This is a genomic window from Oryzibacter oryziterrae, assembly GCF_021864535.1.
In the GTDB taxonomy this organism is placed as follows: Bacteria; Pseudomonadota; Alphaproteobacteria; order Rhizobiales; family Pleomorphomonadaceae; genus Pleomorphomonas; species Pleomorphomonas oryziterrae.
The window spans coordinates 240,062-266,112 of sequence record NZ_JAKJIC010000004.1 but is presented as its reverse complement, the minus strand read 5'-3'; the positions used below and the strand labels follow the sequence as shown (position 1 = coordinate 266,112).

Here is a 26,051-nt window from a genome sequence, read left to right as displayed (position 1 = left end):
AGGCCGATGCCATGCGGGACTCAAATGTCAAAGTCGCTCCACTAGCGCCGGCGCAAAGAGCCGGGGTCGATGCGGCCCCGGCCAGACTCAGGCGGGGCCTTCAGCTCTTCTTGACTTCTTTCCAGGTGTTGGTCTGCGCCATCATGGCCTTGAGATAGGCGACGTTGGCGTCGGCCTGAGCCGGATCGATCTCCTGCCGGGCGATGGCCTCGGCTTCCTGGAACTTGCCCTTGAGGCCAAGCACCAGCGCCAGGTTCTGGCGCATGCGGCTCGTCGCCGTCGGCTGGACCACAGCCTGGCGCAACAGCTTCTCGGCGTCGTCCACTTCGCCGACCAGCAGATGGCTGAGGCCAAGATTGTTGAGGATCGACGGTTCGTTCGGGGCGATCTGCAGCGCCTTCTGGTAGACCTCGCGCGCGGCCACGGTCTCGCCGGTCTGGTCGAGAATGGCGCCTTCCGCCGAATAGAGCTTCCAGTCGGGACGCTCTGGCCGCTGGGCCTGACGGATCACCCTGAGCGCCTGATCGAAATCGCCGGCGCTCGCCAGCGCCTTGCCATAGGCGGCGGACATGTCCTGGTCGTCGGGATTGGCCAGCACGCCCTTGCTCAAGACCGCCACGGCCTGATCGGACTGGTTGTTGAGCCGCAGCGCGGCAGCGTAGTTCAGGATCGTGTTTCGATCGGTCGGGTTGGCGTCGTAGCGCTGGCCCCAGGCCTGCGTGGCGCTGGCGATCTGCCCGTCGCTCAACTTGTCGATCGAGCCGGTCACGGAGACGTCGCCATGGGTGGCGAGGGGCGGCTTCGACGTCATGCATCCGGACAAGGCGAGAGCGGCGAGAAGCGGCAGCACCAGCCGGCCGAGACGAGACGGACGGGCAATGGAGAGCGTGGACTTCATGTCTGGGCCTCTGTCAGAACGAACCGGGCTTCTGCCCCGGCAACACTGGTACTTTTGATAATCTGTTAACCCTAACGCCGGGTTAATGCGCCCATCCGCTCCGAACTGCCCCTGCCTTCCGCCGGCTTGCTCCTGCCGCATTGCCTGCCTAAAGTCCGTGGCTCAACCGCCAAGGAGTTCGTCGTGCCAGCCTGTTTCATCGCCGCCGATTCGTCGCTTGCCTCCGTGCCCGTCCATTGCGTTTCCGAGGAAACTCTCGCCGCGTGCCTTGCCGCGCTCGGCGCGGAAGGCTGGGCCAGGGCCAATGCCTTCACCGGCGCTACCGGCAGCCTGCTGCTCGTCCCCGGCCCCGATGGCCGGCTGGGTGCCGTGGTCTTCGGCCTCGGCAAGGCGGGCGCGGCGCCGCAGCCGATGCTGGCAGGCAAGCTTGCAACGGCGCTGCCGGCCGGCGTCTATCATTTTGCAACGGCGGTCGATGACCTCACCTATCTCGCCTTCGGCCTCGGCGCCTATCGTTTCGAGCGCTATGTGAAGCCGAAGGACAGCGTCGTGCGCCTCGTCCTGCCGGCCGATCGTGACCTTGAGGCGATCAAGCGGCAGGTCCGGACCGTCTGCATGGTGCGCGATCTCGTCAACACCCCGGCCAATGCCCTCGGCCCGGAAGAGCTCGCCTCCGTTGCGCGGGCGCTGGCGGAAACCCATGGCGCTACGATCGAGGAGCATGTGGGCGATGGCCTTCTCTCGGCCAACCTGCCGCTGATCCATGCGGTCGGCTCCGGCTCGCCGCGCGCGCCGCGCCTCATCACCTTCGTCTGGGATGGCACGTCCGGCTCTACCGATGCCCCGAAGATCAGCCTGGTCGGCAAGGGCGTGGTGTTCGACACCGGCGGTCTCAACATCAAGACCGGCAACTACATGACGCTGATGAAGAAGGACATGGGCGGGGCCGCCAACATCCTCGGCCTTGCGCGGCTGATCATGGAAAGCCACCTGCCTGTGCGCCTGCGCGTGGTGTTGCCGATCGTCGAGAATGCCGTCTCCGGCGCCTCCTATCGCCCCGGCGACGTGTTCCGCTCGCGCAAGGGGCTGACCGTCGAGATCGGCGACACCGACGCCGAGGGCCGGCTGATTCTCGCCGACGCCCTGGCCTTCGCCGACGAGGAGGCGCCCGATCTCCTCATCGATCTGGCAACCTTGACCGGAGCCGCACGCGTCGCGCTCGGTCCCGATCTGCCGCCGGTCTATACCCGCGACGACGCCTTTGCCGCCGAACTTGCCACCGCCTCGGCGGCAGTGGCCGACCCGCTGTGGCGCATGCCGCTGTGGGCGCCCTATGACGACTGGCTGAAGTCCAAGGTTGCCGATCTCAACAACGTCACCTCCGGCGGTTTTGCCGGTTCGATGACGGCCGCGCTGTTCCTCGGCCGCTTTGTCGAGCGAGCGAAGACCTGGATGCACGGCGACATCTTCGCCTGGGTGCCCTCGGCCAAGCCGGCGCAGCCCGAAGGCGGCGAGGCGCAGACCATCCGCGCCCTGTTTGCGCTGATCGAAGGTCGTTACGGCAAGCCGTGACCTGCCAGACGCTGCGGCGTGGGGCCAGCCTCACGCCGCCGCGGTGGCGCGCTGTTCCTTGAGATATTTCCAGAGCTTTTCGACGCGGGGTCGCACCTTGTCCATCGAGCGGTACATGCGGATGCGCATGTCCACCGAGACGGTGGGGTCGATGATCACGAGGCGTCCGGTTTCGAGCTCGGTGCGCACGGCGCTCTCCGGCACGAAGGCGACGCCACGACCGGTGATGGCCATGGTCTTGATCGCCTCGGCCATGGGGTTCTCGTAGATCGGCGTCAGGTTGAGCGCGTCGCCCTGGTCGGTCAGGATGATGCTGACGAGCTTGCCGAGGAAGGTTTCCGGCGCATAGGTCAGGAAGGGCACCGGCTTGTCCTTGGGGCCGGTCAGCTGGAAGCGCGGCTTGCCGCCTTCCACCGGGGCCGATACCGGGATCATCCGGTCGCCGCCAAGATCGAGGCCCGGGAAGCGTTCGGGATCGAGCAGCACGGGAATGCGCGGATGCTCGTAGGAGAGCAGGAAGTCGCATTCGCCTTCCGCCAGGAGGCGGATGGTGTCGTGGAAGTTGTCGGTGATCAGGCGCACGTTGAGCGCGCCATAGCCTTCCTCGACGCCCTTCAGCCAATAGGGGAAGAAGTTGATCGACAGGGTGTGCAGGGTGGAGAAGGTGATCGCCCCCTGTCCCTGGGCGCGGCCCGATCGCAGCTGGGTCCGCTCCACATAGATGAGGCGCAGCACCTCATCGGCCGTCTCGCGGAAATGCCGCCCCTCGGGGGTCAGCGTCGTCGGATAGGTGGACCGGTCGACAAGCGGCACGCCGAGCCATTGTTCCAGCTGCTGGATGCGGCGGCTGAAGGCCGATTGCGTGACGTTGCGCTCGATCGCAGATTTGGAGAAACTGCGCGTGTTGGCCAGGCTGACGAAGTCCTCGAGCCACTTGATTTCCACGATGCGTCCCTTGCTATCCGGCAGGTCGGCCTCATCAGGCCGTTGATCCGTTATTTATCCCGACCTGCGGCAAAGTCGAGCCCGGAAATAGGTTTTCCGGGCCTCTGGTCGTCTGTTTGTCCGCTTGCGACCGTCAGGTGACGCCGTGCGGCCGGTCACTTGAAGCTGGCGAGGAAGGCTGTCAGCGCTTCGACCACCAGCTTGTGATCCTCCTCCTGCGGCAGACCCGACACGGTGACGGTGCCCACAAGGCCGGTGCCGATCACGCGGATCGGGAAGGCGCCGCCGTGCGGCGCGTAGGCAAGCGGATCGAGCAGCATGCTCTCGTGGAAGGAGACGCCCCGGAAGGCTGCCCGCCGCCCCATGTAGAAGGAGGAATGGCCGCAGCGCATCACCACGTTGTTCTTGCGGATGATCCACTGGTCATTGTCGGCGGCCGTGCCCGGCAGCGCCGCATGGAACAGCTGCTGGCCGGCGCGCACGATGTCGACAGTGATCGACAGGCCGCGCTGGCGACCGAGTTCGATCAGCGAAAAGCCCAGCGCAATGGCGGTCTCATTGTCGAAGCGGGGGAACTGCAGGCGCTCTTCCTGCGCAAGCAGCTCTTCGAGAAACTCGTTGGTGATCGTCATGACAATCCGTTCGCATGGCGGGAGAAGCGGGCCACCATCATAGGCTTGAGGATGGGAAAGTAAACGATGGCCAGCGTCAGTGCGTAGGTCAGTCCGCCGATGCCGATGGAGATGCCAAGGCCGAGCGCGGTGGGGCTCACCGGCAACGCGCGCACCGCGAACGCCATCACCGCCGTTGCAAAGGCAATTTTCGCCGTGTCGAGCACCGGGAAGCGGAAGCCCGGTCCGCTCACCGCCAGATAGGACGAATAGGCGAGCGTCAGCACGGAGCCAGCCAGCGATCCGGCCACCACGCCGGGCAGGCCGGCCTCATAAAAGCCGAGGATCGACAGTGCGACGGTGGCGACGATTTCCACCGCGTCGATCACGCCGATCAGGAAATACTTGCGCTCCAGCAGTAGCACCTGGTCGGTCACATGCAGATGGTAGAAGCGCACGGTGCCGCCGACGGCTGCCAGCACCAGCACCGACTTGGTCACCTCGCGATAGACCTCGGCCACCGCGAGATCGACGAGACGGTCGCCCACCAGGGCGAGGCCCACCATGGCCGGGAACAGGACAGCCGTCAGCAGGGCGGCGTTGATGGTCAGCTGGCGATAGGCGCCGGTCCGGTCGCCGGCGTTCAGCATGCGCGCGGCCAGCGGAAAGGCGGCAGCGGCCACCAGCATGGCGGCCACGGAAGCACAGCGACGGCCGATGCCCCAGCCCACCGACAACAGGCCGAAGGCGGCAGCGCCGGCGATGGCGTCGACGATATAGCGGATGTTGTTCTCGGCCACCCAGCCCATGCAGTTGATGACCAGCATCGGCCCGCCATTGGCGAAGGCAGCCTTCAGAATGGCCATGTCGGGCCGGCGCGGATGCAGCGAGAAGCCGATCATCGGCAGGGCCACCAGCGTGCCCAGCACCTGCAGGAGGCCATAGGCGAGCAGCAGGTGTTCGGCGCTTGCCCCCCAGTAATGCACCACCACCATGCCGCCGAACAGGCCGCCGAGCGGTCCGCAGGTCTGGAAGATCGTATAGGCGAGAATGGCATTCTGCGCCCGGGCGCGCTCGGCATAGTGATTGTTGAGGCCGCGCGAGACGTAATAGAGCGCGACGATGCCGAACAGCGTCAGCGGGTCGGACGAACCGTTGAAGAAGCCGATGCCGAAGGCGGCGGCGCCGATTTCCGGCAGGGCCAGCAGCAGCATCAGCGTCGTCTCGGTGCCGAGATAGCGGCGGCGGCCCTCGTGATCCTCCGGCAACGGCAGGAAGCGCAGCGTGTAGAACGAGAACCACGAGCGGGCGAACATGTAGGCCAGTTCCTGCGTCGCCGTCACCAGCGCGAAGGCAGCCATGGCTTCGGGCGCCAGCCACCAGGTCCACACCATCATGGACAGGAACTGCGCCACCGGCGACAGAAACTGCGCAGGCAGATAGAGCAGGGTCTGGCGGATCAGCATCGGGGCTTGTGGTCCTCGTCTGGCCGGAATGCGCGCGGGTCGACAGACGGCCCGAAGACCGCATCCCCTTCGATCCAGCCGCCGTGGATGGAGCGACCGCCTGTCATCGAAACGCCTTGCCGCTGCACCGTTTGGTCACCCTCATCCAGCCTTCAGCCTCGAGCGCTTTCCGATCGAGTGAGTTCACCTGATCGGCGGGGGCTCCAGCCTCTCTGTCTCCGGCGAGAATGACCGGCGCGGGTTAACTCCGCCTGAGATTCCGGGGCACTTCAGGCAGGATTTCGCCTGACAGCGTTCACGCTTCCTTAAGCGCGGAAGATCATAGTTAACAGGCGGAAAACAAACGGCGAGATCCATGTCCCGAGGCTTATTCAAACGCGCCGCCCGCGGCGTCGAGGCACAGCGCGCACCGGTCGATGCGGTCACCCGGCCGTCGGTCGCTCCGCTGGCTGTCTCGGAGAGCGGCGACGTCGACCTCGGCATGTTGTTCGCCATCCTGCTGCGGCAGTGGCTGCTGATCGGCCTGATCACCGCCCTCTTCATCGCCGCCGGCGTCGGCTTCCTCCTGGTGACGCCCAAGACCTGGCAGTCGACGGCGCGCGTGTTGCTGGACCCGCGCGACAAGCAGATCACCGCCGGTGCCGACGTGGTGCAGCCCGTGCAGGGCATCGACACCGTCTGGATCAGCACGCAGGCCGATCTTGTGACCTCCTCGGCCACGCTGGAGGCGGTGGTCGAGAAGCTGCATCTCGACAAGGATCCCGAGTTCGGCGGCACGCGCGACAGCGCGCTGCTCAAGCTTGCCGAGTCCATCGGCGTCGAGCGCGCCGACCAGACCTATGTGCTCAACATCAACGCCTTCGCCCACGATCCCGGTCGCGCCACGCTCATCGCCCAGGCCGTTGCGGACGCCTTCATCGACAGCATGGTCGTGGCCAAGGCCAACGCCGTGCGCGAGGCGAGCAAGCTGATCAACACCCAGCTCGACGACCTCCGGTCCAAGGCGCGGGCGGCGCAGGAGAAGCTGGAAGCTTACAAGCGCGACCACGGCATCGTCTCGGCCAACGGCCGGTCAGTGGACGAGGACACGCTGCGCCAGCTCAACGACGCCTATGTGGCTGCGACCGTCAAGACGCAGCAGGCCAAGTCGCGTCTCGACAGCATCCAGAAGGCGCTTCGCGCCGGCGACACCTCCGACAGCCTGCTCGACAGCCTCAGCTCCACAGTGATTAGCCGCCTCAAGATCGAGAAGGCGCTGGCCGCGCGCAGCGTCAGCGACTTGAGTCAGGCCCTCGGTCCCAGCCATCCGCGCATGCTGGCCGCCAAGGCCGATCTTGCTCGCGCCGAGGCGCAGATCGCCGACGAGCTGCGCTCCATGGCGGCCAGCGCTGCCAACGAAGTGGAAGCCGCCAAGACGGCGGAAGCCGCCGCCAAGATGGCCGTCGATCGCGCCGGTGCGGTGGTCGCCGACGCCGGCGAGGCCAATATCCTGCTCAACGAGCTGCAGAATGACGCGACGTTGCGCAATGACATGTACAAGAACTACGTGGCCCGCACCGAGGAAATCGGCCTGCAGGCGCACACGCAGATCTCCGACGCCCGGGTGATCGTCCCCGCCAGCCGTCCGCTCTATCCTTATGCGCCGCGCAAGCCGATCGTGCTCGCGCTGGCCGGCATGGCCGGCCTGGGCATCGCCCTGTCGATGGCGCTCTATCGGGGCCGCCGCTATCTGGTGCGCGTACCCGTCAATGACGCCGAGGCCCGCGCGCAGGGGCCGAAGCTCGATGCCGCCGAGCCCGAAGACGACGACCTGCCGTCCCGCGAGGCACCGCCCATGGCGGCCGCCCTGTCGTCCCCCTCCGACGTCCCGGTGCTGGCCGAGTTCACCGTCGCCGCGCCGCTGATGCGGACGGCGCGCCACAGTCGCGAAGATCATCGCGCCCTGATCGTCAGCGCCGTCGAGGCCGAAGACGGCACGCCGCGCACCGAGGCGCTGGCCGATTGCGCCCGCCTGATCCGACGCGTCGAACGCGCCGCCGGACACGCCCGCATGCTGCTGGTCGTCGGCATCGGAGAGGGCGAAGCCGCCACGGCGATCGCCTATGGCCTTGCCAGCCTGCCGGTCGAGGCCGGCCTTCTGCTCGTCGATGCCACCGCTGCGCTGCCCGTTGCCGCCGCCTGGAGCGATCGTCCCTTGCCCGGCATTGCCGAAGTGCAGTCCGGCACCGCGTCGGCGGCCGACATCGCCCTCTATCCCGAGGGACAGGACATCACGGTGGTCGGCACGGGAGCCATCGGCTCTCAGTCCGCGCAAGCGGAGGCCGTTGGGCGCTTCATCGCCGATCTCGGCGCCGACTACGGCCGCGTGATCGTCCATTGCGGCACCGGCCCGGCGCAGTCCCTCATCGAAGCCCTGGCTGCGGACGCCGACGCGGTCATCCTTGTGGCCGACCGCGTCATTGAGGACGATCCCGAGGCCGGCGCCATGGTGTCCGATCTGGCTGATGCGCTGGACGTGTTCACCGGCCTTGTGCTGGTGAGCGGTCGCGACAGCCGGGCCTCCCATCGCACCAAGGCCGCCTGACCTCCATTTGCGGAAGCATCCATGCCTGCCACGCTCTACGTCGACCATACCCATCTCGGCCGAACGGTCACCGGCCTTGAGCGGATCACGCTCGAGCTCTTCTCGCCCGATTCGCTTGCGCCGCTGACGCTGGTGCCGGTGCGCGGCGGCTCCACGGCAAGGATGATGCTGGCCCAGCAGTTCGGCCTGACGGCGCGTGTCCTCGGCGAACGCGGCGCCCTCGTGCTCTGTCCGGGCTTTCCGCCGTCCATCCCGCTGTCGCTGTTCGGTCGCGCCCGCGTCATCCCCTATATCCACGACTGCTTCCTGATCACGCGGCCGCAGGACCTCAACTGGCGCGCCGCCCACTACATGGCCCCGGCCTTCCGCTATGCCGTGACGCACCTGCCCTGGTTCCTGGTGAACTCGGAGGCAACGCGCGAAGAACTCCGTCGCTTCTGCCGTGCCGACGCCGAGATCAGTCTCTATCGCCCGGTCGTCCGCGACGTGTTCGGCGTCGAGGAAATCGCCGCCCGGGCCAATCGCCAGGTCTCGCCGGGGGGACGCCTCGATCTCATCGCCGTCGGCACCATCGAACCGCGCAAGAACCTCGCCGCCGCAGCCGAGATCGTCCGCCGGCTTCGCGATACCCACGGCTTTGACGCCCGGCTCAATCTGGTCGGCCGGCCAGGCTGGGGCGGGGAAGCCGAGCGGCTCGCCGGCCTGCCCGGCGTCGTCGTGCATGGCTACCAGTCGGCCGAGCGGGTCCGCGAACTGCTCACCGAGGCGCATGTCTTTCTCTCCACCAGCCACGACGAGGGGCTCGGCTTGCCGCTCCTCGAAGCGCAATATGCCGGACTGCCCATCGTCGCACCGATCAAGCCGGTGTTCTCCGAAGTGCTCGGCGGCTCCGGCCTGCATGTGGATCCGGCGTCGCCTTCCGACGCCGCAGCAGCCATTGCCGCCCTCGTCCTCAAGCCCGATGTCTTCAGCGAGGCCCGCCAGGCCGCAGCCCGCAACATTGCGCGCTGGAACAGCGCCGCCGAGGGCGACCGCCAGGCCCTGATCGAGCGCCTGATGCGCCTCTCCGCCTGAAAGCGGGACCGTCTCGCCCAAGGCGGCAGACACCCCGGAACGCCATATGGACAGGCGGAAGGCTGACGCTTCCGCCGACCACCGACGCGCGCATGCCCCTTGTCCGGGAATGAAACAGGTCTCGCCGTCGACTGCGCCGAAGGACATCCCTGGCGAGAGAAAGAGGCCTTGGGAAGCCCGCCTTTTCCGGTTACGGCACACTCGATGCAGGCCGCAGGCCACGGCGGGCGGCCCTTCCACATCTTTAGAGAGCATGTGTGCCTTGCCGGCACCCCGACAGTTAAAATTGTCTTAACTTGCTGTTCGAAGCTCGGCCTGAAGCACCGCTTCGGGAACAAATCTGCATTTCATTACAATTTGAGCGAACCGATAAACGCCACTTGAATGGCGGTAAGTCTATGAAAGCTCCAGCAAAGACACGAAGGCCTCCTCGGTCGTTTACTCCCTGTTAACGCTTCACGGAGCGGCGGGCGTAACGACGGTGATCAATGGCACACCACTTGCTCAACCGACAGGGAACGTTCGAAATTCGGGCGTATAATCAAAAAGATGTCAGGACTAGCTGTGAGCTCATTGCCGTCATCTCTCCCCCAGGGGAGCATCACATCCGGGATCGCAACCGGGCCTGAACCGATTGCCGTGGTCGACCACACGCGCATCAACATCGGCACCCAGGCTGACCTGGTTGCCCGGTTGATCGATGATGCCCTGGGCGGGCGCGGCGGCACCACCTTCACCCTCAATCTCGATCATCTGGTCAAGCTTGAGAGGGATCTTGCGTTCCGCGTCGCCTATGACCGCGCCACCTATGTGACGGCGGACGGCGAACCGGTGGTTCGCATGGCCCGCGCCCAGGGTGCCCGCATCGTCCGCGTCACCGGGGCCGATCTGGTGCGCCCGCTCTGCGCGGCCGCGGCTGAGGCCGGAGTGGCCCTGCATTTCTTCGGCTCCAGCATGGCGATCCTCGAAGCCGCCGCCACGGCGCTCACGAAAGAGTTTCCGGGCCTCAACATCGCCGCCATGGAATCGCCGCCCTTCGGCTTTGCTCCCTTCGGCTCGGACTCCCGCGCCTCGGCTGAGCGGATTGCCGCCTCCGGTGCGAAGATCTGTCTGGTGGCGCTGGGCGCTCCCAAGCAGGAAACCTTCGCCAACTTCGCCACCCAATGGGCGCCGGGCGTGAACTTCGTCTGCATCGGCGCGGCGCTGGATTTCATCGGCGGCGGGCAGAAGCGTGCCCCGCAGTTCATGCAGGAATCCGGCCTTGAGTGGCTGTGGCGTCTGGTCAACAATCCCAAGCGCCTTACCAAGCGCTATGCGCTGTCGGCCCTCTATCTGGCGCGCTATCATGTGCGTCGCGGCTTCCGCTGGGTTGTGCAGGGCGGCAAGAGCCAGACCAAGCCGGCCGACCGGACCTGATGTCTCGCCGTGGCGCCACAGCGCCACGGGCCATTTCAGACCCTTTCCCTTTCTGTGCGAGGCGCCCATGACGCATCGTCTTACGCTTTTGCATCCGATCGATCCGCGCGGCGCCAAGGTCGGCGGCATCGAGACCCATGTCCGCCTGATGCTGAACCGCCATCCGGAGGACTTCTCCGTGCTGATGGTCGGCATGGACGAGCGCGGCGATCTTGAGATCGGCAAGGTGATCAAGCTCGATGTGGGCGGGCGCACCATCGACTTCCTGCCGGTGGTGCACATTCCCGACGACAACATCCATTCGGCCGCCAAGAAGCTGACCCAGTCGGTCACCCTGCGCTTTGCCCTCGGCGCGCTGCGCCACTTCCTCACCATCCGCCGCCTGTCCAGGGGTGAAACGGCCTCCACCGAAATCGAACGCTTCGAGTTCGCCATGCTCGCCAAGGCGCTTGGCCATCCGGTCGTGCAGCTCGTGCACGGCGAGGGTTCCAAGGGCGACAAGATGGACAGCCTGATCAAGCGCTTCTGGTGGATCCACCGGCTCAACGAGGAGCTGGCCTTGCGGCTTGCCGATCGCGTCGTCGCGGTCAATCCCAACATCATCGCTCGCTATGAGCGGGAGATGCCGAAGATCGCCGCCAAGGCGGAGATGCTGACGGTGTCGGTCGACACCGAGAAGTTCCCGGCGGCGCCCTTCCCGGCCGACGACGTGTTCCGCGTGGTCTTCGCCGGCCGTCTCGACGCCTTCAAGGATCCGCCGCTGATGTTCTCCACCATGGCGCGCCTGCACGCGCGCCTCGGCGGCAAGTTCGAGTTCCACTATATCGGCACGTCCGACCCGCATCGCGACGCGGAGTTTGCCGCCATCGAGCCCTTCACCGTCCGCCACGGCTTCCAGACCGCCGCCGGTGTCTCGGAGATCATGCGCAACTGCCATGCAGGTGTGCTGACCTCCTATTTCGAGGGCATGCCCTGCTATCTGCTGGAACTGCTGTCGAGCGGTCGCCCGCTCGGCGGTATCCGCCTGCCGCAATATGACCCGCTCGTGGTGCCCGGCGTCTCCGGCTTCCTGGTCGAGCGTCCGGAGGACCGGGATGCGGCTGCCGATGCGCTCGCCGACGGCTTCGCCGCCCTGTGGGAGCAGATCCGCGCCAGCCGTCTCGCACCGGACGCGATCCGGGAGAAGGTGCGCCCCTATTCGGTGGCGGTGCAGATGCCCAAGCTGTTCGAGCGGCATCAGGGCCTTGGCCGCGCCGCGCGCGGCAGCCATGGCGGATCGCTGGCAATCAGCGCCTGATCACTGCCTCGAAGGCGGCTTCCCACTGGTCGAGGCCGATTTCATCGGAGAACTGTCCGGCGCGCCAGATGCCGAGCGCCGGATCATGCGGGCGCGACAGCATCAGGTCGAGACCTGAGGCCAGCGACACCGGATCGTCCACCGGCACCACCAGGCCGAAACGGCCGTCGCCGAGGATCTCCGCCGGTCCGTCGCAATCGCTGGCGACCACCGGCAGGCCATGGGCCAGTGCTTCCACCGCCGTCATGCCGAAGGCTTCCGTGCGCGAGGGAACCGCGGCCACGCGGACCTTGTCATAGATCGCCCCGGGTCCATCCACCTGGCCGGCCAGGGTCACACGGTCCTGAAGGCCCAGCTCGGCGATCAGCTTTTCGAGCTTGTCGCGCTCCGGTCCTTCGCCGCCGATCAGCAAGCGCACGTCCGGCGTCCGCATCAGCCTCAGGGCGGAGACCAGGACGTCCATGCCCTTTTCCGCGCTGAGGCGCCCGACGGCGCCGATCACGGGCGGACGCGCATTGACCTCCTCCGCGTTCACGTGGTGGGCCGGCAGCGGCACCGGATTGTAGATGCGGATGGTTCGATCGGCCGGAGCGTGCCATTCCTCGATCAGGGCGCGCATCAGCCCGTTGGAGACGCAGATGAACCGGGCTGCGATCAGGCGCAACAGCGGCATGCCGTAATAGGCGGCCGCCGACAGCTTGCCCGTGCGATATTCGCGGAAGCCGTGATAGGACAGCACCAGCGGCGCCGTCGACGGCGCCAGCAGCTTGGCCAGCGTCAGCTTGACGTTCGAGACAGCGACACCGGCGGCGAGTATGTCGTAGCGGCCGCGCCGGATCAGCCGCGCCAGCTTGAGCACGCCCTTCACATGATTGCGCCCGAGGTCGACGAGATCGACGCGCGGGTCGAGCTTGTCGGCGTCGACCAGTTCGTCCACCGCCAGCGTCACCGCATGGCCGCGCCGCACGAAGCCGTTGGCGAGGGTGGCGAACACGCGTTCGGCTCCCCCTCCTCCCGAGGCTCGGATGTGCAGCAGGATGCGGTAGCTCGACATTGTCTCTCGTGAGTGCGGCAAGAGGAACAGACGGACCGCGATGATGCCATCTGTCGTTGTTCAGTTTTGATCCATGAAAGATGAACATTGGGCTAAGGGCGGAGATTCTGCCGCCTCGCGGCTCGTCAAATCAGTTCGCTTCCGCTATGGATGGCGCTTCCCGTTCAGGAACCGTACTTGGCGGTTCGGCCGGTATCTCCACGCAGGTGCGATGAAGTCCGGCAGATGGAGTTATTCGTGTCTGGCTTGACTGCACGCCGCGCCGCTTCAACGGTCGGCCTTGGTGTCTTCATGATGCTGTTCGGCGACTTCATGTTCGCCGTCAACGACGTGATGGGCAAATGGCTGGTGGCCACCTATTCGCCGGGCCAGGTTGTGCTCACCCGCTCGATCGCCGCGCTTGCCGTGCTGCTTCCCTTCGTCCTGGCCAGCGGCCCGCGCCGGCTTGTCCAGGTGGAGCGACCGCGCACGCAGGTGTTCCGCGTGGTGCTGTCGTCGCTGGAAATCATCTTCTTCTACACGGCCGCGGCCTACCTGCCGCTCGCCGACGTGATGACCTTCTATCTGGCCGGCCCGATCTATGTGGCCGCCGTCTCCCCCTTCCTGCTCAAGGAACAGGTCAGCCTGCGCCAGTGGCTGGCCATCGGCGTCGGTTTCGTCGGCGTGCTCTTCGTGCTGCGCCCCACCTCCGGCTCGCTCAGCTGGCCGGCGCTGATCTCCATCGGCGGCTCGCTCTGCTATGCCATGATGATCGTGCAGAGCCGTCAGTTGCGCGCCACGCCCGACACCACACTGGTGTTCTGGCAGGTGATCGGTGCGCTGATCCTCGGGCTGATGTCGTTGCCCTTCGGCTGGGTGACGCCGAGCCTCATGGACTGGGTGATGCTGTCGGCGCTCGGTGTCATCTCCATGTCGGCGCACATGTGCATCAATCGCTCGATGAAGCTCGCCCCCGCCGCACTCATTGCGCCGATCCAGTATACGCTGCTGCTCTGGGCCTTGCTGTTCGGCTGGCTGATCTTCCACGATGTCCCCAAGCTGCCGATGATGATCGGCGCCGCCATCATCATCGGCGCCGGCCTGTTCATCGTCGAGCGCCGCAAGGCGCCGACCGAGGAGGTCGTTCAGGATCTCGTCTGAGCCCAGAATGCCGCGACTTTGCCATGTTGAACCGCCAAAGCCTTGCCCTTTGAAGATATTCCGGAGACCGCTCATGAAATCCGCCTTGCATCTGCCGCTGATCGCCGCCCTCCTCCTGCCCTCCGCCGCTGCCGCCGCCACCTGTTCGGCCAAGGGCGACGGCTTCGATGGCTGGCTCGCCGGCTACAAGGGCGACCTCACCAAGGCCGGCGTCGCCCAGAGTGTGGTGGACAGCGCGCTTGCCGGCGTCAGCTTCGATCCGGCGGTGATCAAGAAGGACCGCGGCCAGGGCGTGTTCTCGCAGACCTTCGCCCAGTTCGCCGGCCGCATGGTCAATTCCAACCGCCTGCAGGTGGGCGCGCAGAAGATCGCCAAGAACGCCGACCTCTTCGCCCGCATCGAGCAGCAATATGGCGTGCCCGCGCCGGTGATCGTCGCCGTCTGGGGCCTCGAGAGCGATTTCGGCGCCAACACCGGCACCTTCCCGACGCTCCAGTCGCTGGCGACGCTGGCCTATGACTGCCGCCGCCCGGTGATGTTCCAGAACGAGCTGGTGGACGCCCTGCAAATCGTCGCGCGCGGCGACCTGACGCCCGAGCAGATGAAGGGCGCCTGGGCGGGCGAACTTGGCCAGACCCAGTTCCTGCCGTCCAACTATGTGAAATATGCCGTCGACTTCGACGGTGACGGTCGGCGCGACCTGATCAAGAGCTCGGCCGACGTGCTCGCCTCCACCGCCAATTACCTGCATTCGCTCGGATGGGCCGCCGGCCAGCCCTGGCTCGTCGAAGTGAATATCCCCGGCGAACTGCCCTGGGACCAGGCTGATCTCGAGATCAAGAAGCCGGTCTCCGAGTGGCAGAACATGGGGATCACCGGCGCCAACGGGTCGATCCCGGCCGGCGACGCCGCGCTCTATCTGCCCATGGGCCGCTATGGCCCCGCGTTCCTCGCCTATCACAATTTCGACGTCTATCTCGGCTGGAACGAGTCGCTCGTCTATTCCACCACCGCCGCCTATTTCGCCACCCGCCTCGCCGGCGCGCCGCCGGTGGGCAAGGGCAATGGCGTCGTCGAGGCGCTGGGCGCCCCGGACATCGCCTTCATCCAGAAGGCCCTGGCCGGCCAGGGGATGGACCCCGGCCCGATCGACGGCAAGCTCGGGCTGAAGACCCGCCTCGCGGTCCGCGCCTTCCAGATCAAGGCCGGCCTGCCGGCGGACGGCTGGCCGGACAGCGCGCTTCTGTCGGCCCTTCGCTAAGCCGGAGCGCGGATGCCAAAGGCCTTCGACGACCGGTTGCCGATCGACGCGGTGCTGCCCGAGCTTCTCCAAACGCTCGCCGACAGTTCCCGCGTCGTGCTGGTCGCCCCGCCCGGCGCCGGCAAGACCACGCGCGTGCCGCTGGCGCTCCTCGACGCGCCCTGGCGCGACGGCGGGCGCATCCTTCTGATCGAGCCGCGCCGCATTGCCGCCCGCGCCGCCGCTGCCCGCATGGCGTCGAGCCTCGGTGAAGAGGTGGGCGGCACCGTCGGCTATCGCGTGCGCATGGATGCCCGCGTCTCCGCCCGCACCGTCATCGAAGTGATCACCGAGGGCGTCTTCACCCGCATGGTGGTGGACGACCCCTCGCTCGACGGCGTCGCCGCGGTGCTGTTCGACGAGTTCCACGAACGCTCGCTCGACGGCGACCTCGGCCTTGCCCTGGCCCTCGACGCCGCCGCGGCGCTGCGCGAGGACCTCCGCCTCATCGTGATGAGCGCCACGCTCGACGGCGCCCGTGTCGCCACGCTGATGGGCGACGCGCCGGTCGTCGCTTCCGAGGGCCGCGCCTTTCCGGTGGAGACGCGGCATGTGGATCGCGATCCGCTCGCCCGCTTCGAGGACCAGATGGCCGACGTCATCGCCCGCGCGCTGCGCGAGGAAGCCGGGTCGGCGCTGGCCTTCCTGCCGGGGCAGGCCGAGATCCGCCGCGTCGCCGAACGCCTCGAGGGGCGCCTTCCCGGCGTGCGCATCGCCCCGCTCTACGGCACGCTCAGTCCCGCCGAGCAGGATGCCGCCATCCGTCCCTGTCGCGGGGCCGACCGCAAGCTCGTGCTCGCCACTGCCATCGCCGAGACGTCGCTGACCATCGACGGCGTGCGCCTCGTCATCGACGGCGGACTGGCGCGCGTCCCCCGCTACGAGCCCGACACCGGCCTCACCCGGCTCGAAACCGTGCGCGTCTCGCGGGCCGCCGCCGACCAGCGGCGCGGCCGCGCCGGCCGCACCGAGCCCGGCATCTGCTGGCGCCTGTGGAGCGAGGGGCAGACCGCCGCCCTCCAGCCCTTCTCGACGCCGGAAATCCTGGAAGCGGACCTGTCGCCGCTGGTGCTGGATCTCGCCGCCTCCGGCATCACCGATCCGGCCACGCTCGCCTTTCTCGATCCGCCGCCCAAGCCCGCCTGGGACGAGGCGGTCGGTCTCTTGAAGTCGCTCGATGCCCTTGACGACGCCGGCCGCATCACGGCCGAAGGCAAGGCGCTCGTGCGTCTGCCGCTGCCGCCGCGCCTCGCCCACATGGTGCATCGCGCCGCCGACCTCAGTGCCGAGCGTCTCGCCGCCGACATTGCCGTGCTGATCACCGAACAGGGCCTCGGCGGCGACAGCACCGACCTCGAAGCGCGCCTCGACCGCTATCGCTCCGACCGCTCCCAGCGCGCCACCGACGCCCGCGCCATGGCCAGCCGCTGGGCCAGAATGGTGCGGCAGCCCTCACCGGACGGCGTCAGCGCGCCCCACGCGTCTCCAGATGTTGGCGGAATCGCTACCCCGCCCTCTCCCCCCTTGCGGGGGAGAGTTGGAGAGAGGGGTAACCCGCCTTCCGCCACACAGCCGTCGACCAGCTCCCTCTCCCCCGGTGCCCTGCTCGCTCTCGCCTATCCCGACCGTGTCGCCCAGGCGCGCGGTGCGCCCGGCGCCTTCCGTCTCGCCAACGGGCGCGGCGGTCTGGTCGAGGCGCATGACGGCCTTGCGAAAGCGCCCTTCATCGTCGTCGCCGACCTCACCGGCAAGGCCGAGCGGGCGCGTATCCGCCTGGGCGCTGCCATCAGCCGCGAGGAGATCGAGACGCTGTTCGCCGGCCATATCCGTGCCTCGGACCTGGTGACTTTCGACGCTGCCTCGCGTTCGGTGCGCGCCCGCCGCAGCCGCAGCCTCGGCGCTCTCATGCTCGCCGAGGAGCCGGTGACCGCGCCCGATACGCCCCAGACCGTGGCCGCGCTCCTCTCCGGCGTCAGCCGTATCGGCGTCGATCGGCTCGGCTGGTCGAAGGATCAGGTCCGCCTGCGCGAACGCTCGACATTCCTGCATCATACATTTTCTGACGGTTGGCCGGATCTCTCCGACGCGGCTCTGGCCGCCTCGCTCGACGACTGGCTGGCCCCGTTTGCGCAAGGCGTGACCCGGCTCGACGATCTCGACGCCGCCCTGCTCGGCAACGCACTCGACCGCCTGTTGCCCTATGGCCAGCGTCTGGAGATGGACCGGCTGATGCCCAGCCATTTCGAGGCCCCGACCGGCAGCCGTGTGCCCGTCGACTATGCCGCCGAAGCCGGCCCGTCCATCGAGATCCGCGTGCAGGAGCTGTTCGGGCTCGACCGGCATCCCTCGGTCGCCGGCGGCAAGGTGCCCTTGACGCTCGTTTTGCTGTCGCCGGCGCACCGCCCGATCCAGACCACGCGCGACCTGCCCGGCTTCTGGCGCGGGTCCTGGAAGGATGTGGCCAAGGATCTCAAGGGGCGCTATCCCAAGCACCCCTGGCCCGACGATCCGGTCAGTGCCGAAGCCACCCGCAGGGCCAAGCCGCGGGGGACGTGAGCGGCAGCCTACATGGCCGCCACTTCGGTAAGGAACTCTTCGATGGCCGCGTTGAGCTGGGCCGAGTCCTGGATGACGCTCCGCGAGGCCTCAAGCACGGCGCGGGCCGATTCCGCGGCGATTTCCACTTCCGACATCAGCGACGATGTGGCTCGGCTGGCGCCTTCGGAGTTATGGGCCGCCACCTGGACGCTGCGCGAGATCTCGGCCGTCGCCGCTTCCTGCTCCACCACCGACGAGGCGATGGCGGCCGTGGCCTGATCGGCCGACCGCATCCGCTCGACAATGTCGCGCACGGCGTCGGCCGTCTGGTCGGTCACCCGCTGGATGGCCTCGATCTGCTTGGCGATCTCGTCGGTCGCCCGCGCCGTCTGCGAGGCGAGCGACTTCACTTCACCCGCCACGACGGCAAAGCCCTTGCCGGCCTCGCCGGCGCGGGCCGCCTCGATGGTGGCGTTGAGGGCGAGAAGATTGGTCTGGTCGGCGATTGCCTTGATGAGGCCGACCACGGTGCCGATCTCACCGGCGCATTGCGACAATTCAACGATGCGGGTGTTCATGGTGGCGGCCGAGGTGCTGGCATTGGTGACGACGGTGGACGCCGAACTCACCTGCCGGCCGATCTCGCCGATGGATGCGCTCAGTTCCTCGGCGGAGGAAGCAACGGTGGTCACGCCCTGCAGGCTGTTGTCGGTGGCCGCCGTGGCCGCCGTGGCCTGCTCGGCCGCAGAGGCGGCAACGTCGGTAAGCTGGCGCGCGGTGCTCTGAAGATCATCGGCCGTCCGGTTGACCGTGCGCACCAGCATTTCCGAGCGCTGGCGGAAGGTGGCGATCAGCGACTGAACGCGTTCGGCACGCGCCGTCTGCCGGCGCTCTTCCGCGCCGGTTCGTTCCAGGAGCCGCATGCGCTCGACGGCATTGTCGCGGAACACCCCGACGGCGTCGAACATCTTGCCGATCTCGTCGTTGCGCGTCTTGCCCTGCAACACGATGTCGGTCGCGCCGCCGGACAGGCGCAGCATGGCGTCGGTGATGAAGGCGATCGGGCGGGCGATCGACCTGGTCAGCAGGAAGCCGATGCCCACGGCCGCCAGGATGATCACCACCGTCACCAGCACCACCACATTCCAGGAACGGGACTTCTGCAGGCTGGCAATCGACGCCTGATCGGCGATCATGCTGCCGATGGCTGTCGCGGTCTGGCTGGCGAAGGTGCGTGCCGAGGCCACAGCCTGATCGAAGGACCTGATGGCCGTGACCATGTTGGCGAAGCTCTCGTGATAGGCGGCGAGATCGTCGGCAACATTCTTCGCGCCGGCGCCGGTGAGCTTCTTCACCAGGGCTCCGGCCGCGTCGAGCGTGGCGCGGACCTGAGCCTCATCCTTGTCGGAACGGGTGAGTTCGAAGGCCGCCACGTCGCCTTTCAGTTCCAGCGCGCGTTCGGCCAACTGCTGGCCAACTGCAGCATTCTCGCGCGCCTGATCGGCGGCGAAGGTGGATCGCTTGGCCGCGAGGTTGGCTTCGTCGAGGGCCTTTTTCAGGGAGAAGCCGAGCTTGGCATTGCTGCCGGCAATCGTCTCGATATCGGCGGATATGGCGTCGAGGGCGGCGACACGACCGCCGGGAGCCAGGCCTGCCAGCGGATCGGCCGGCAGAGCGGCGAAAGCGGCGGTCACCTTGTCGAGCGTGGCCTGCATGTCGTCAGCGGCGGCCTTGATGGTGTCCGGCCCGTCCTTCTGCAGCAGGGCGATCTGGCCCTTCAGCGTCGAGGCCGTCATCTTGGCCTGCATGATCAGCTTGGCGTTCCCCTTCACCGCGTTCTCGAGCATCAGCTGGGACCGCGCCGTATTGGCGGTGATCACGCCGACAGCGCCGATCATGTTCTGAACGGCACCGGCTTCGGTCTGCGCCGCCGATGCGGAGGCGACAGCATCCTTCCAGGCCTGTTCGGCGTCCGCCTGGCTCTTCGAAGCGGCGTCCATCACCCGCGCGAACAGGTCCGCCTGGCTGGTGCGAGCGTCCGAAATCGTCTTTGCCGCCCCGTCAAGGCTGGAAACGGCCCCGGAAAAGCCCTTCACCGTGGTCTTGAGATTCTCGACCGTCGCCGTATCCGCAGAGCCGGTCGCCGAAAGGTCGCCGTCGGCCTCGTTCAGGTTGGAGAGTGCCGACGTGATGGCGCCGGGATCATTCTCCACCAGGAAGCGATTGACGTCCTGCACCGCGCTGTTGATCTTCACCAGAATGCCGGTCGCGCCGGACGAGCGGTCGACCGTGCGCGCCAGTTCTTCGACGCCTTGCAGGCTGGCCGTTCCGATAAGGCCGGCAAGCACCACCATCACGGTTATACCTGCGCCGATCTTGAAGCCCGTGGGTCGATCGAGAAAGAAATTCAGGCGAGCCATTCGCATCCTCCGACGTCGATTTGGCGGCCGGCCCGGGGCAGCGAGCGTATCCGTTCCGGGGCTCCTCTTCCCGCAGAACGCTACGATTTGAACTCAGCCGCTCCCCAACCAGCAGGGAAATCTCATTCGTGGCTATAGTGTATGTTTAAATATATGGTAAAATCGGAAGATATTGGCACGTATTCTACGCCGACACTCATTCATCTGCTTGGCTTGAGTGTATTTCGAAATTTTCATTCCAAATTCCCGCGGAATATTCCAACCGCGGCATTCCATTTTCGCGCGGACGCGCCAAGGAGATTGTCGCGTCGCGAAGCGCTTCATGGCCAATGCCAGGCGGTCATCCCGCCCTTGCCCGGGCTGGCAACAGTCCGAAGTCTCTGGGGCACCTGACCGTGCCCTTTGCTTTGACGGTCGGATAAATGCCGTGCCCAAAGGCAGGGCCGCCCACCGGGAACAGGCGGAGCCGCTGGATACTCCCAACGCCGGGTCAGACGCCGGATAGGCCGATGCCACCGCCGCAGGGCGGCATCGGCGATCAGGCTTACTGGAAGCTCAGATCATAGGTCACCTTGTCCCAGACCATGCTCATCTGGTCGGTATCGGTGAAGTGACCGAACTTCAAGACCAGGCGGTCGGTGCCCTTGAACCCGGCGTCCGGCTTGAAGTGCATCACGTTGGCGCGGAATGTGTGGCCACCACAGGGCTTGCCCTGCTTGACGATGTCTTCGTAGCGGAAGGTCACCTTGCCGTGCTTGGGGGCTTCGACCAGTTCCACGCGGGAGGCACCGGCCGAACCACAGCCCGAGGCCGTGTAGGTAAAGAACGGATCGGCAAACCCCTGGCCGGCCTTCAGCTTGATCGGCAAAACTTCATCGGCCATCGCCGGAGCAACCAGGCCAGCGAAAATCGCCACACATGCAAACAAACGCATCCCAAACACCCCTTCCAACTACAGGCGCGAGCTTGGCGTGCCCACGCCAGCCGTGCCGATAGGGGATAGCGGCTTCATGTTCAAGACTAATATCAATGGTTGTCTTTGATTGCGCATTTTTCCGCATCGATGTGCGGCACGTCGATAGAAGTATCTATTGGCACACCCCCGCAGCACGAAACTAGCCGCGTTGATCACGACCGTCCTTGCGGACTCTGCTGAGCAACATGATCGCCCACCAGCAACGGCGGGGTCGTTGGGGCGCCGGTACGACGCGTACGAGACTCTCTTGCCCCCCTGCCAAGACACCCCGCCGGGACGGCTCGCCCCCGTCGAGGCGGATGTGTCTTAAGTGCGACATCGCATCGGGTCTGGCGCGACGCAAGCGCGACCTTTGTCAAAGCGATTGCGACAAAGGCGCCATGTAGTTACATGCATGATTCACGCTTTATACTGCAATCCTCTGCCGCACCTCCTCCTCGTTCATCGAGTCCTTGGTGCCGGAGATCACGACTTCGCCGCGATCCATCACGATGAACAGGTCGGCCAGATCCTTGGCGAATTCGAAATACTGCTCCACCAGAACGATCGCCATGTCACCCTGATCACGCAGGAACTTGATGGCGCGACCGATGTCCTTGATGATCGAAGGCTGTATACCTTCGGTCGGCTCATCCAATACGAGGAGACGCGGGCGCGTTACAAGAGCTCTACCTATGGCGAGCTGCTGTTGCTGTCCACCCGAGAGATCACCGCCGCGGCGGCGCAGCATATCCTTCAGCACCGGAAACAGATCGAAGATGGTATCCGGGATATACTTGTCCTTGCGGGCAAGCGGCGCATAACCGGTCTCGAGGTTTTCCTGCACGGTCAGGAGGGGGAACACCTCGCGCCCCTGCGGCACCACGGCGACACCGCGGCGGGCACGTTCATAGGGCTTGAGGCCAGCTATGTCCTTGCCTTCCCACAGGATCTTGCCGGCGGCGATCGACTGCAGCCCGACGATGGACCGCATCAGCGAGGTCTTGCCGACGCCGTTGCGGCCCATGACGCAGGTCACCTTGCCCGGCTCTGCGGTCATCGACACGCTGCGCAAGGCCTGCGCCGCACCATAGTAGAGATCGACATTTTCGACGCTCAGCATCGTCTGTTCCTCTTGGATGTCGGCGTCAGCGCCCGAGATAGACTTCGATGACCTTGGGATTGGCCGAGACCTGATCGAGCGGCCCCTCGGCCAACACGCTGCCTTCATGGAGAACCGTGACCTTGACCCCGAGATCCCTCACGAAGGTCATGTCATGCTCCACCACCACCACGCTCTGCGTCTTGGCTATCTCCTTGAGAAGAATGGCGGTTTCGGCCGTCTCCGCGTCCGTCATGCCGGCCGCCGGCTCGTCGACGAGCAGCAGGCGCGGCTCCTGGGCGAGCAGCATGCCGATCTCCAGCCATTGCTTCTGGCCGTGGCTCAGCTTGGCCGCCAGCAGGTCCCGCTTGTCGGAAAGGCGAATGGTTTGAAGCAGTTCGTCAATGCGGACCTGTTCGGACCGGCTACGCCGGTGGAACAGCGTCGCCCAGGTGCCGCGCCTGGCCTTCAGCGCCAGCTCGATATTGTCCTCCACCGTATGGCTTTCAAAAACCGTCGGTTTCTGGAATTTCCGGCCGATGCCCAGCCGCGCGATCCCCGCTTCGTCCAGCGTGGTCAGATCCACCTTGCCGTCATAGAGCACGTCACCGGAATCGGGTCGGGTCTTGCCGGTGATGATGTCCATCATCGTGGTCTTGCCGGCGCCGTTGGGCCCGATGATCGCGCGCATCTCGCCCGGTTCCAGCACCAGCGACAGCTTGTTGATCGCCCTGAAACCATCAAAGGAAACAGAGACTTCATCGAGATAGAGGATGGAGCCCTCGGCTTTCTCGCTCATGATGCGCCTCCGCTCTGGTTGGCGACCGCGACCGGGGCGACTGGCGGCTTGCGCAGGCTCTTCAGCCGCGCGAACAGCCCGACAATCCCCGTCGGCAGGAACAGTGTTACGATCACGAACAGGCCGCCGAGGGCGAAGAGCCACAACTCGGGCAGCATGCCGGTGAACCAGGTCTTGCCGAAGTTCACCACCACGGCGCCGATGAGCGCGCCGACCAGGGTGCCGCGTCCGCCCACGGCCACCCAGATCACCGCTTCGATCGAGGCGGCGGGATCGAACTCGGAGGGATTGATGATACCGACCTGCGGCACATAGAGCGCACCGGCGACGCCCGCCATCACCGCACTCAGCGTCCAGACGAACAGCTTGTAGTGTTCCACCCGGTAGCCGATGAAGCGCGTGCGGCTTTCCGCGTCGCGCACCGCCACCAGCACCTTGCCAAGCTTGGAGCGCGTGAGTGCCGAGGCGACCACGAAGAAGAAGGCGAGGAACAGCGCCGAGGCGGCGAACAGGCCGGCGCGCGTCCCCGGCGACTGGATGGAATAGCCCAGGATGTCCTTGAAGTCGGTCAGGCCGTTGTTGCCGCCAAAGCCCATGTCATTGCGGAAGAAGGCCAGCAGCAGCGCATAGGTCATGGCCTGGGTGATGATGGACAGATAGACGCCGGTGACGCGGCTTCGGAAGGCGAACCAGCCGAAGACGAAGGCGAGCAGGCCGGGCACCAGGATCACCATCAGGAAGGCGAACCAGGCCATGTCGAAGCCGTACCAGAACCAGGGCAGGTCCTTCCAGTTCAGGAACACCATGAAGTCGGGCAGCACCGGATCGGCATAGACGCCGCGCGTGCCGATCTGGCGCATCAGATACATGCCGCAGGCGTATCCTCCGAGGGCGAAGAAGGCGCCATGGCCGAGCGAAAGGATGCCGCAATAGCCCCACACCAGATCCACCGCCAGCGCCAGCAGCGCATAGGTGAGATACTTGCCGAACAGCGTCACCTGATAGGTGGAGATGTGCAGGACGCTGTCGTCAGGCGGCAGGAGGCTGCCGAGCGGCACCACAATCGCGAGCGCCACGAGCACGGCCGTCACGATTTGGGCTTTTCTATCGAAACCGTTGGTAAGCCAATAGGTTAGCATATTTGTTCCTCAGTCGCCGGCGGCCTCCGGCCTTGGCTTTCGCTGCGCGGGCGCCCTTGGAGCCGGTTCGCTGCGCTCACGTTTCTTGCCTCAGTTGCCGCCATTACGCTTCCACCGCTCGTCCCTTGAGGGCGAACAGGCCGCGCGGGCGCTTCTGGATGAACAGGATGATGAAGACCAGCAGCAGAATCTTGCCGAGCACGGCGCCGGCATAGGGCTCCAGGAACTTGTTGGCGACGCCCAGCGTCATGGCGCCCACCAGCGTGCCCCACAGATTGCCGACACCGCCGAACACCACGACCATGAAGCTGTCGATGATGTAGCCGCGACCGAGGTTGGGCGAGACATTGTCGATCTGGCTCAGTGCCACGCCGGCCAGGCCGGCAATGCCCGAGCCGAGGCCGAAGGTCAGCGCGTCGATGAAGGGAGTGCGGATGCCCATGGCGCTGGCCATGGGGCGGTTGGCCGTCACCGCCCGCATCTGCAGGCCGAGCGCCGTCTTCTTGAGGACGCCGATCAGCGACAGGAAGACCACGGCGGCAAAGGCGATGATCCACAGGCGCGACCAGGTGACCTGCATTTCGCCGATGGTGAAGGCGCCCGACATCCACGAAGGATTGCCCACTTCCCGGTTGTTGGCGCCAAAGATCGTGCGCACCGCCTGCTGCAGGATCAGCGACACGCCCCAGGTGGCCAGCAGCGTTTCGAGCGGCCGCCCGTAGAGCCAGCGAATGATGCTGCGCTCGATGAGGATGCCGACGCCGCCCGCCGTGACGAAGGCCACCGGCAGGGCGATCAGCAGCGAATAGTCGAACAGTTCCGGGGCGTTGTTGCGGATCAGCTCCTGCACGCCGAAGGTGGCATAGGCGCCCAGCATGACCATTTCGCCATGGGCCATATTGATGATGCCCATCACGCCGAAGGTGATGGCGAGCCCGATGGCGGCGAGCAGCAGCACCGAGCCGAGCGACAGGCCGTACCAGATGTTCTGACCGGCGTCCCACAGCGCCAGCTTGGCATTGATGGCCGTGGTGGCCGCCTTCACCGCATCACCGATCGGGCCGGCCTGACCGGCATAGGGTGCGATCATGCCCAGAGCGTCGCGGGTGCCCAGATCGGCAATGGTATCGACGGCCTTGGCCTTCTCGCTGTCGGGAAGATCCGAGGCAAGGACAGCGGCGGCGCGCGCAGAGATCATCGCCGTCTTCACTGCTGCATCGGTTTCCGCCCCGATGGCCGCGTCGAGCGCCGGGATGGCGGCGGCGTCCTGCGACTTCATCACCGCTTCGGCGGCGGCGAGGCGCACCTTCGGATCGGCATTGCGCAGCGTCAGCGTGCCGACCGCCGTGGCGATGGCGCGGCGCAGCTTGTTGTTGACCTTGAGCTTGTCCACGGTCGCCTTGGGCACGATGCCCGCGTCGGCTCCGGTTACAGGATCGGTCAGCTTGAAATCCTTGTCGGCCTTCTCGCCGATGAACACGGCCTTGTCGGCCTTGCGCGTCACCAGCTCGCCGTTGCCGAGCTTGTCGAGGATGCCGGCGACGCGGTCATCTCCCGAGGCCGCCAAGGCCGCAATGGCCTGCTCCGTCGCGTCGAAGTCGCCGGCGCCCAGCGCGTTGACCAGCGCCGTGAGATCGGCATCGGCGATCGCGGTGGCCGCTTTCAGCGGCAGCACGGTCATCATCAGGAGGAAGAGCGTCGCAAGACAGCGAAGCATGCGCATGGGGAGCCCCGATCCAGA

General features: G+C 66.2%; 19 protein-coding genes. 8 read left to right on the top strand and 11 right to left on the bottom strand.

Annotated elements, in window-relative coordinates; translation table 11 throughout:
- Positions 1–100: 100 nt before the first annotated feature.
- On the bottom strand, positions 101–898 hold the full coding sequence (locus L2I41_RS06885) for a tetratricopeptide repeat protein (RefSeq protein WP_237152779.1): 798 nt from the start codon (positions 896–898) through the stop codon (positions 101–103).
- Between the two features lie 183 nt (positions 899–1,081).
- Here L2I41_RS06885 and L2I41_RS06880 point away from each other — a divergent pair, with 183 nt between their 5' ends.
- Positions 1,082–2,470 (top strand): leucyl aminopeptidase family protein, encoded by a 1,389-nt coding sequence (locus L2I41_RS06880; RefSeq protein WP_237152778.1) that lies wholly within the window; start codon positions 1,082–1,084, stop codon positions 2,468–2,470.
- Positions 2,471–2,500: 30 nt separating this feature from the next.
- Here the strand turns inward: L2I41_RS06880 and L2I41_RS06875 are convergent, their stop codons facing one another.
- The 3 genes from L2I41_RS06875 to L2I41_RS06865 all read right to left on the bottom strand — a co-directional run bounded on the left by L2I41_RS06875 (position 2,501) and on the right by L2I41_RS06865 (position 5,492).
- Positions 2,501–3,415, bottom strand: a complete 915-nt coding sequence (locus L2I41_RS06875; RefSeq protein WP_237152777.1) for a LysR substrate-binding domain-containing protein — start codon at positions 3,413–3,415, stop codon at positions 2,501–2,503.
- A gap of 155 nt (positions 3,416–3,570) precedes the next feature.
- Complete coding sequence (locus L2I41_RS06870; RefSeq protein WP_237152776.1) at positions 3,571–4,047, bottom strand: heme-degrading domain-containing protein; 477 nt, start codon at positions 4,045–4,047, stop codon at positions 3,571–3,573.
- On the bottom strand, positions 4,044–5,492 hold the full coding sequence (locus L2I41_RS06865) for a lipopolysaccharide biosynthesis protein (RefSeq protein ID WP_237152775.1): 1,449 nt from the start codon (positions 5,490–5,492) through the stop codon (positions 4,044–4,046). The genes L2I41_RS06870 and L2I41_RS06865 overlap by 4 nt, the downstream gene beginning before the upstream one ends.
- A 355-nt stretch (positions 5,493–5,847) precedes the next feature.
- On the opposite strand from L2I41_RS06865, the gene L2I41_RS06860 reads away from it, so the two are divergent.
- From L2I41_RS06860 to L2I41_RS06845, 4 genes are all read left to right on the top strand, one after another.
- Entirely contained in the window at positions 5,848–8,076 is a 2,229-nt protein-coding gene (locus L2I41_RS06860) for a GumC family protein (protein WP_237152774.1), read from the top strand.
- 21 nt (positions 8,077–8,097) lie between these two features.
- Positions 8,098–9,150, top strand: a complete 1,053-nt coding sequence (locus L2I41_RS06855; protein WP_237152773.1) for a glycosyltransferase — start codon at positions 8,098–8,100, stop codon at positions 9,148–9,150.
- A gap of 639 nt (positions 9,151–9,789) precedes the next feature.
- The gene (locus L2I41_RS06850) at positions 9,790–10,566 is read left to right on the top strand and encodes a WecB/TagA/CpsF family glycosyltransferase (protein WP_237152772.1); all 777 of its coding nucleotides are present in this window, start codon (positions 9,790–9,792) and stop codon (positions 10,564–10,566) included.
- A 67-nt stretch (positions 10,567–10,633) separates the two neighbouring features.
- A complete protein-coding gene (locus L2I41_RS06845) occupies positions 10,634–11,863 on the top strand; it encodes a glycosyltransferase (RefSeq protein ID WP_237152771.1) in 1,230 nt (409 codons plus the stop codon).
- Here L2I41_RS06845 and L2I41_RS06840 read toward each other — a convergent pair.
- Positions 11,853–12,917, bottom strand: coding sequence for a glycosyltransferase (locus L2I41_RS06840; RefSeq protein ID WP_237152770.1), 1,065 nt, complete (start codon positions 12,915–12,917; stop codon positions 11,853–11,855). The two genes, L2I41_RS06845 and L2I41_RS06840, sit on opposite strands and share 11 nt — an antisense overlap.
- A gap of 237 nt (positions 12,918–13,154) precedes the next feature.
- On the opposite strand from L2I41_RS06840, the gene L2I41_RS06835 reads away from it, so the two are divergent.
- The 3 genes from L2I41_RS06835 (at position 13,155) to hrpB (ending at position 17,913) form a co-directional block, all read left to right on the top strand.
- Positions 13,155–14,057 carry a DMT family transporter gene (locus tag L2I41_RS06835; protein WP_237152769.1) on the top strand — a complete coding sequence of 301 codons (903 nt, stop codon included), beginning with the start codon at positions 13,155–13,157 and terminating at the stop codon, positions 14,055–14,057.
- Positions 14,058–14,130: 73 nt separating this feature from the next.
- The gene (locus L2I41_RS06830; RefSeq protein WP_237152767.1) at positions 14,131–15,318 is read left to right on the top strand and encodes a lytic murein transglycosylase; all 1,188 of its coding nucleotides are present in this window, start codon (positions 14,131–14,133) and stop codon (positions 15,316–15,318) included.
- 12 nt (positions 15,319–15,330) lie between these two features.
- Positions 15,331–17,913 (top strand): ATP-dependent helicase HrpB, encoded by a 2,583-nt coding sequence (gene hrpB, locus L2I41_RS06825; RefSeq protein WP_237152766.1) that lies wholly within the window; start codon positions 15,331–15,333, stop codon positions 17,911–17,913.
- 8 nt (positions 17,914–17,921) lie between these two features.
- Here hrpB and L2I41_RS06820 read toward each other — a convergent pair whose 3' ends face one another.
- From L2I41_RS06820 to urtB, 6 genes are all read right to left on the bottom strand, one after another.
- A complete protein-coding gene (locus tag L2I41_RS06820) occupies positions 17,922–20,315 on the bottom strand; it encodes a methyl-accepting chemotaxis protein (protein ID WP_237152765.1) in 2,394 nt (797 codons plus the stop codon).
- 544 nt (positions 20,316–20,859) lie between these two features.
- Positions 20,860–21,198, bottom strand: coding sequence for a hypothetical protein (locus L2I41_RS06815; protein ID WP_237152764.1), 339 nt, complete (start codon positions 21,196–21,198; stop codon positions 20,860–20,862).
- A gap of 499 nt (positions 21,199–21,697) precedes the next feature.
- On the bottom strand, positions 21,698–22,393 hold the full coding sequence (urtE, locus tag L2I41_RS06810) for an urea ABC transporter ATP-binding subunit UrtE (RefSeq protein WP_237152763.1): 696 nt from the start codon (positions 22,391–22,393) through the stop codon (positions 21,698–21,700).
- Positions 22,394–22,418: 25 nt separating this feature from the next.
- A complete protein-coding gene (gene urtD, locus L2I41_RS06805; RefSeq protein ID WP_237152762.1) occupies positions 22,419–23,171 on the bottom strand; it encodes an urea ABC transporter ATP-binding protein UrtD in 753 nt (250 codons plus the stop codon).
- Complete coding sequence (gene urtC / locus L2I41_RS06800; protein WP_237152761.1) at positions 23,168–24,310, bottom strand: urea ABC transporter permease subunit UrtC; 1,143 nt, start codon at positions 24,308–24,310, stop codon at positions 23,168–23,170. Before urtC ends, urtD begins: the two co-directional genes overlap by 4 nt.
- Before the next feature lie 103 nt (positions 24,311–24,413).
- A complete protein-coding gene (urtB, locus tag L2I41_RS06795) occupies positions 24,414–26,033 on the bottom strand; it encodes an urea ABC transporter permease subunit UrtB (RefSeq protein ID WP_237152760.1) in 1,620 nt (539 codons plus the stop codon).
- Positions 26,034–26,051: the final 18 nt, after the last annotated feature.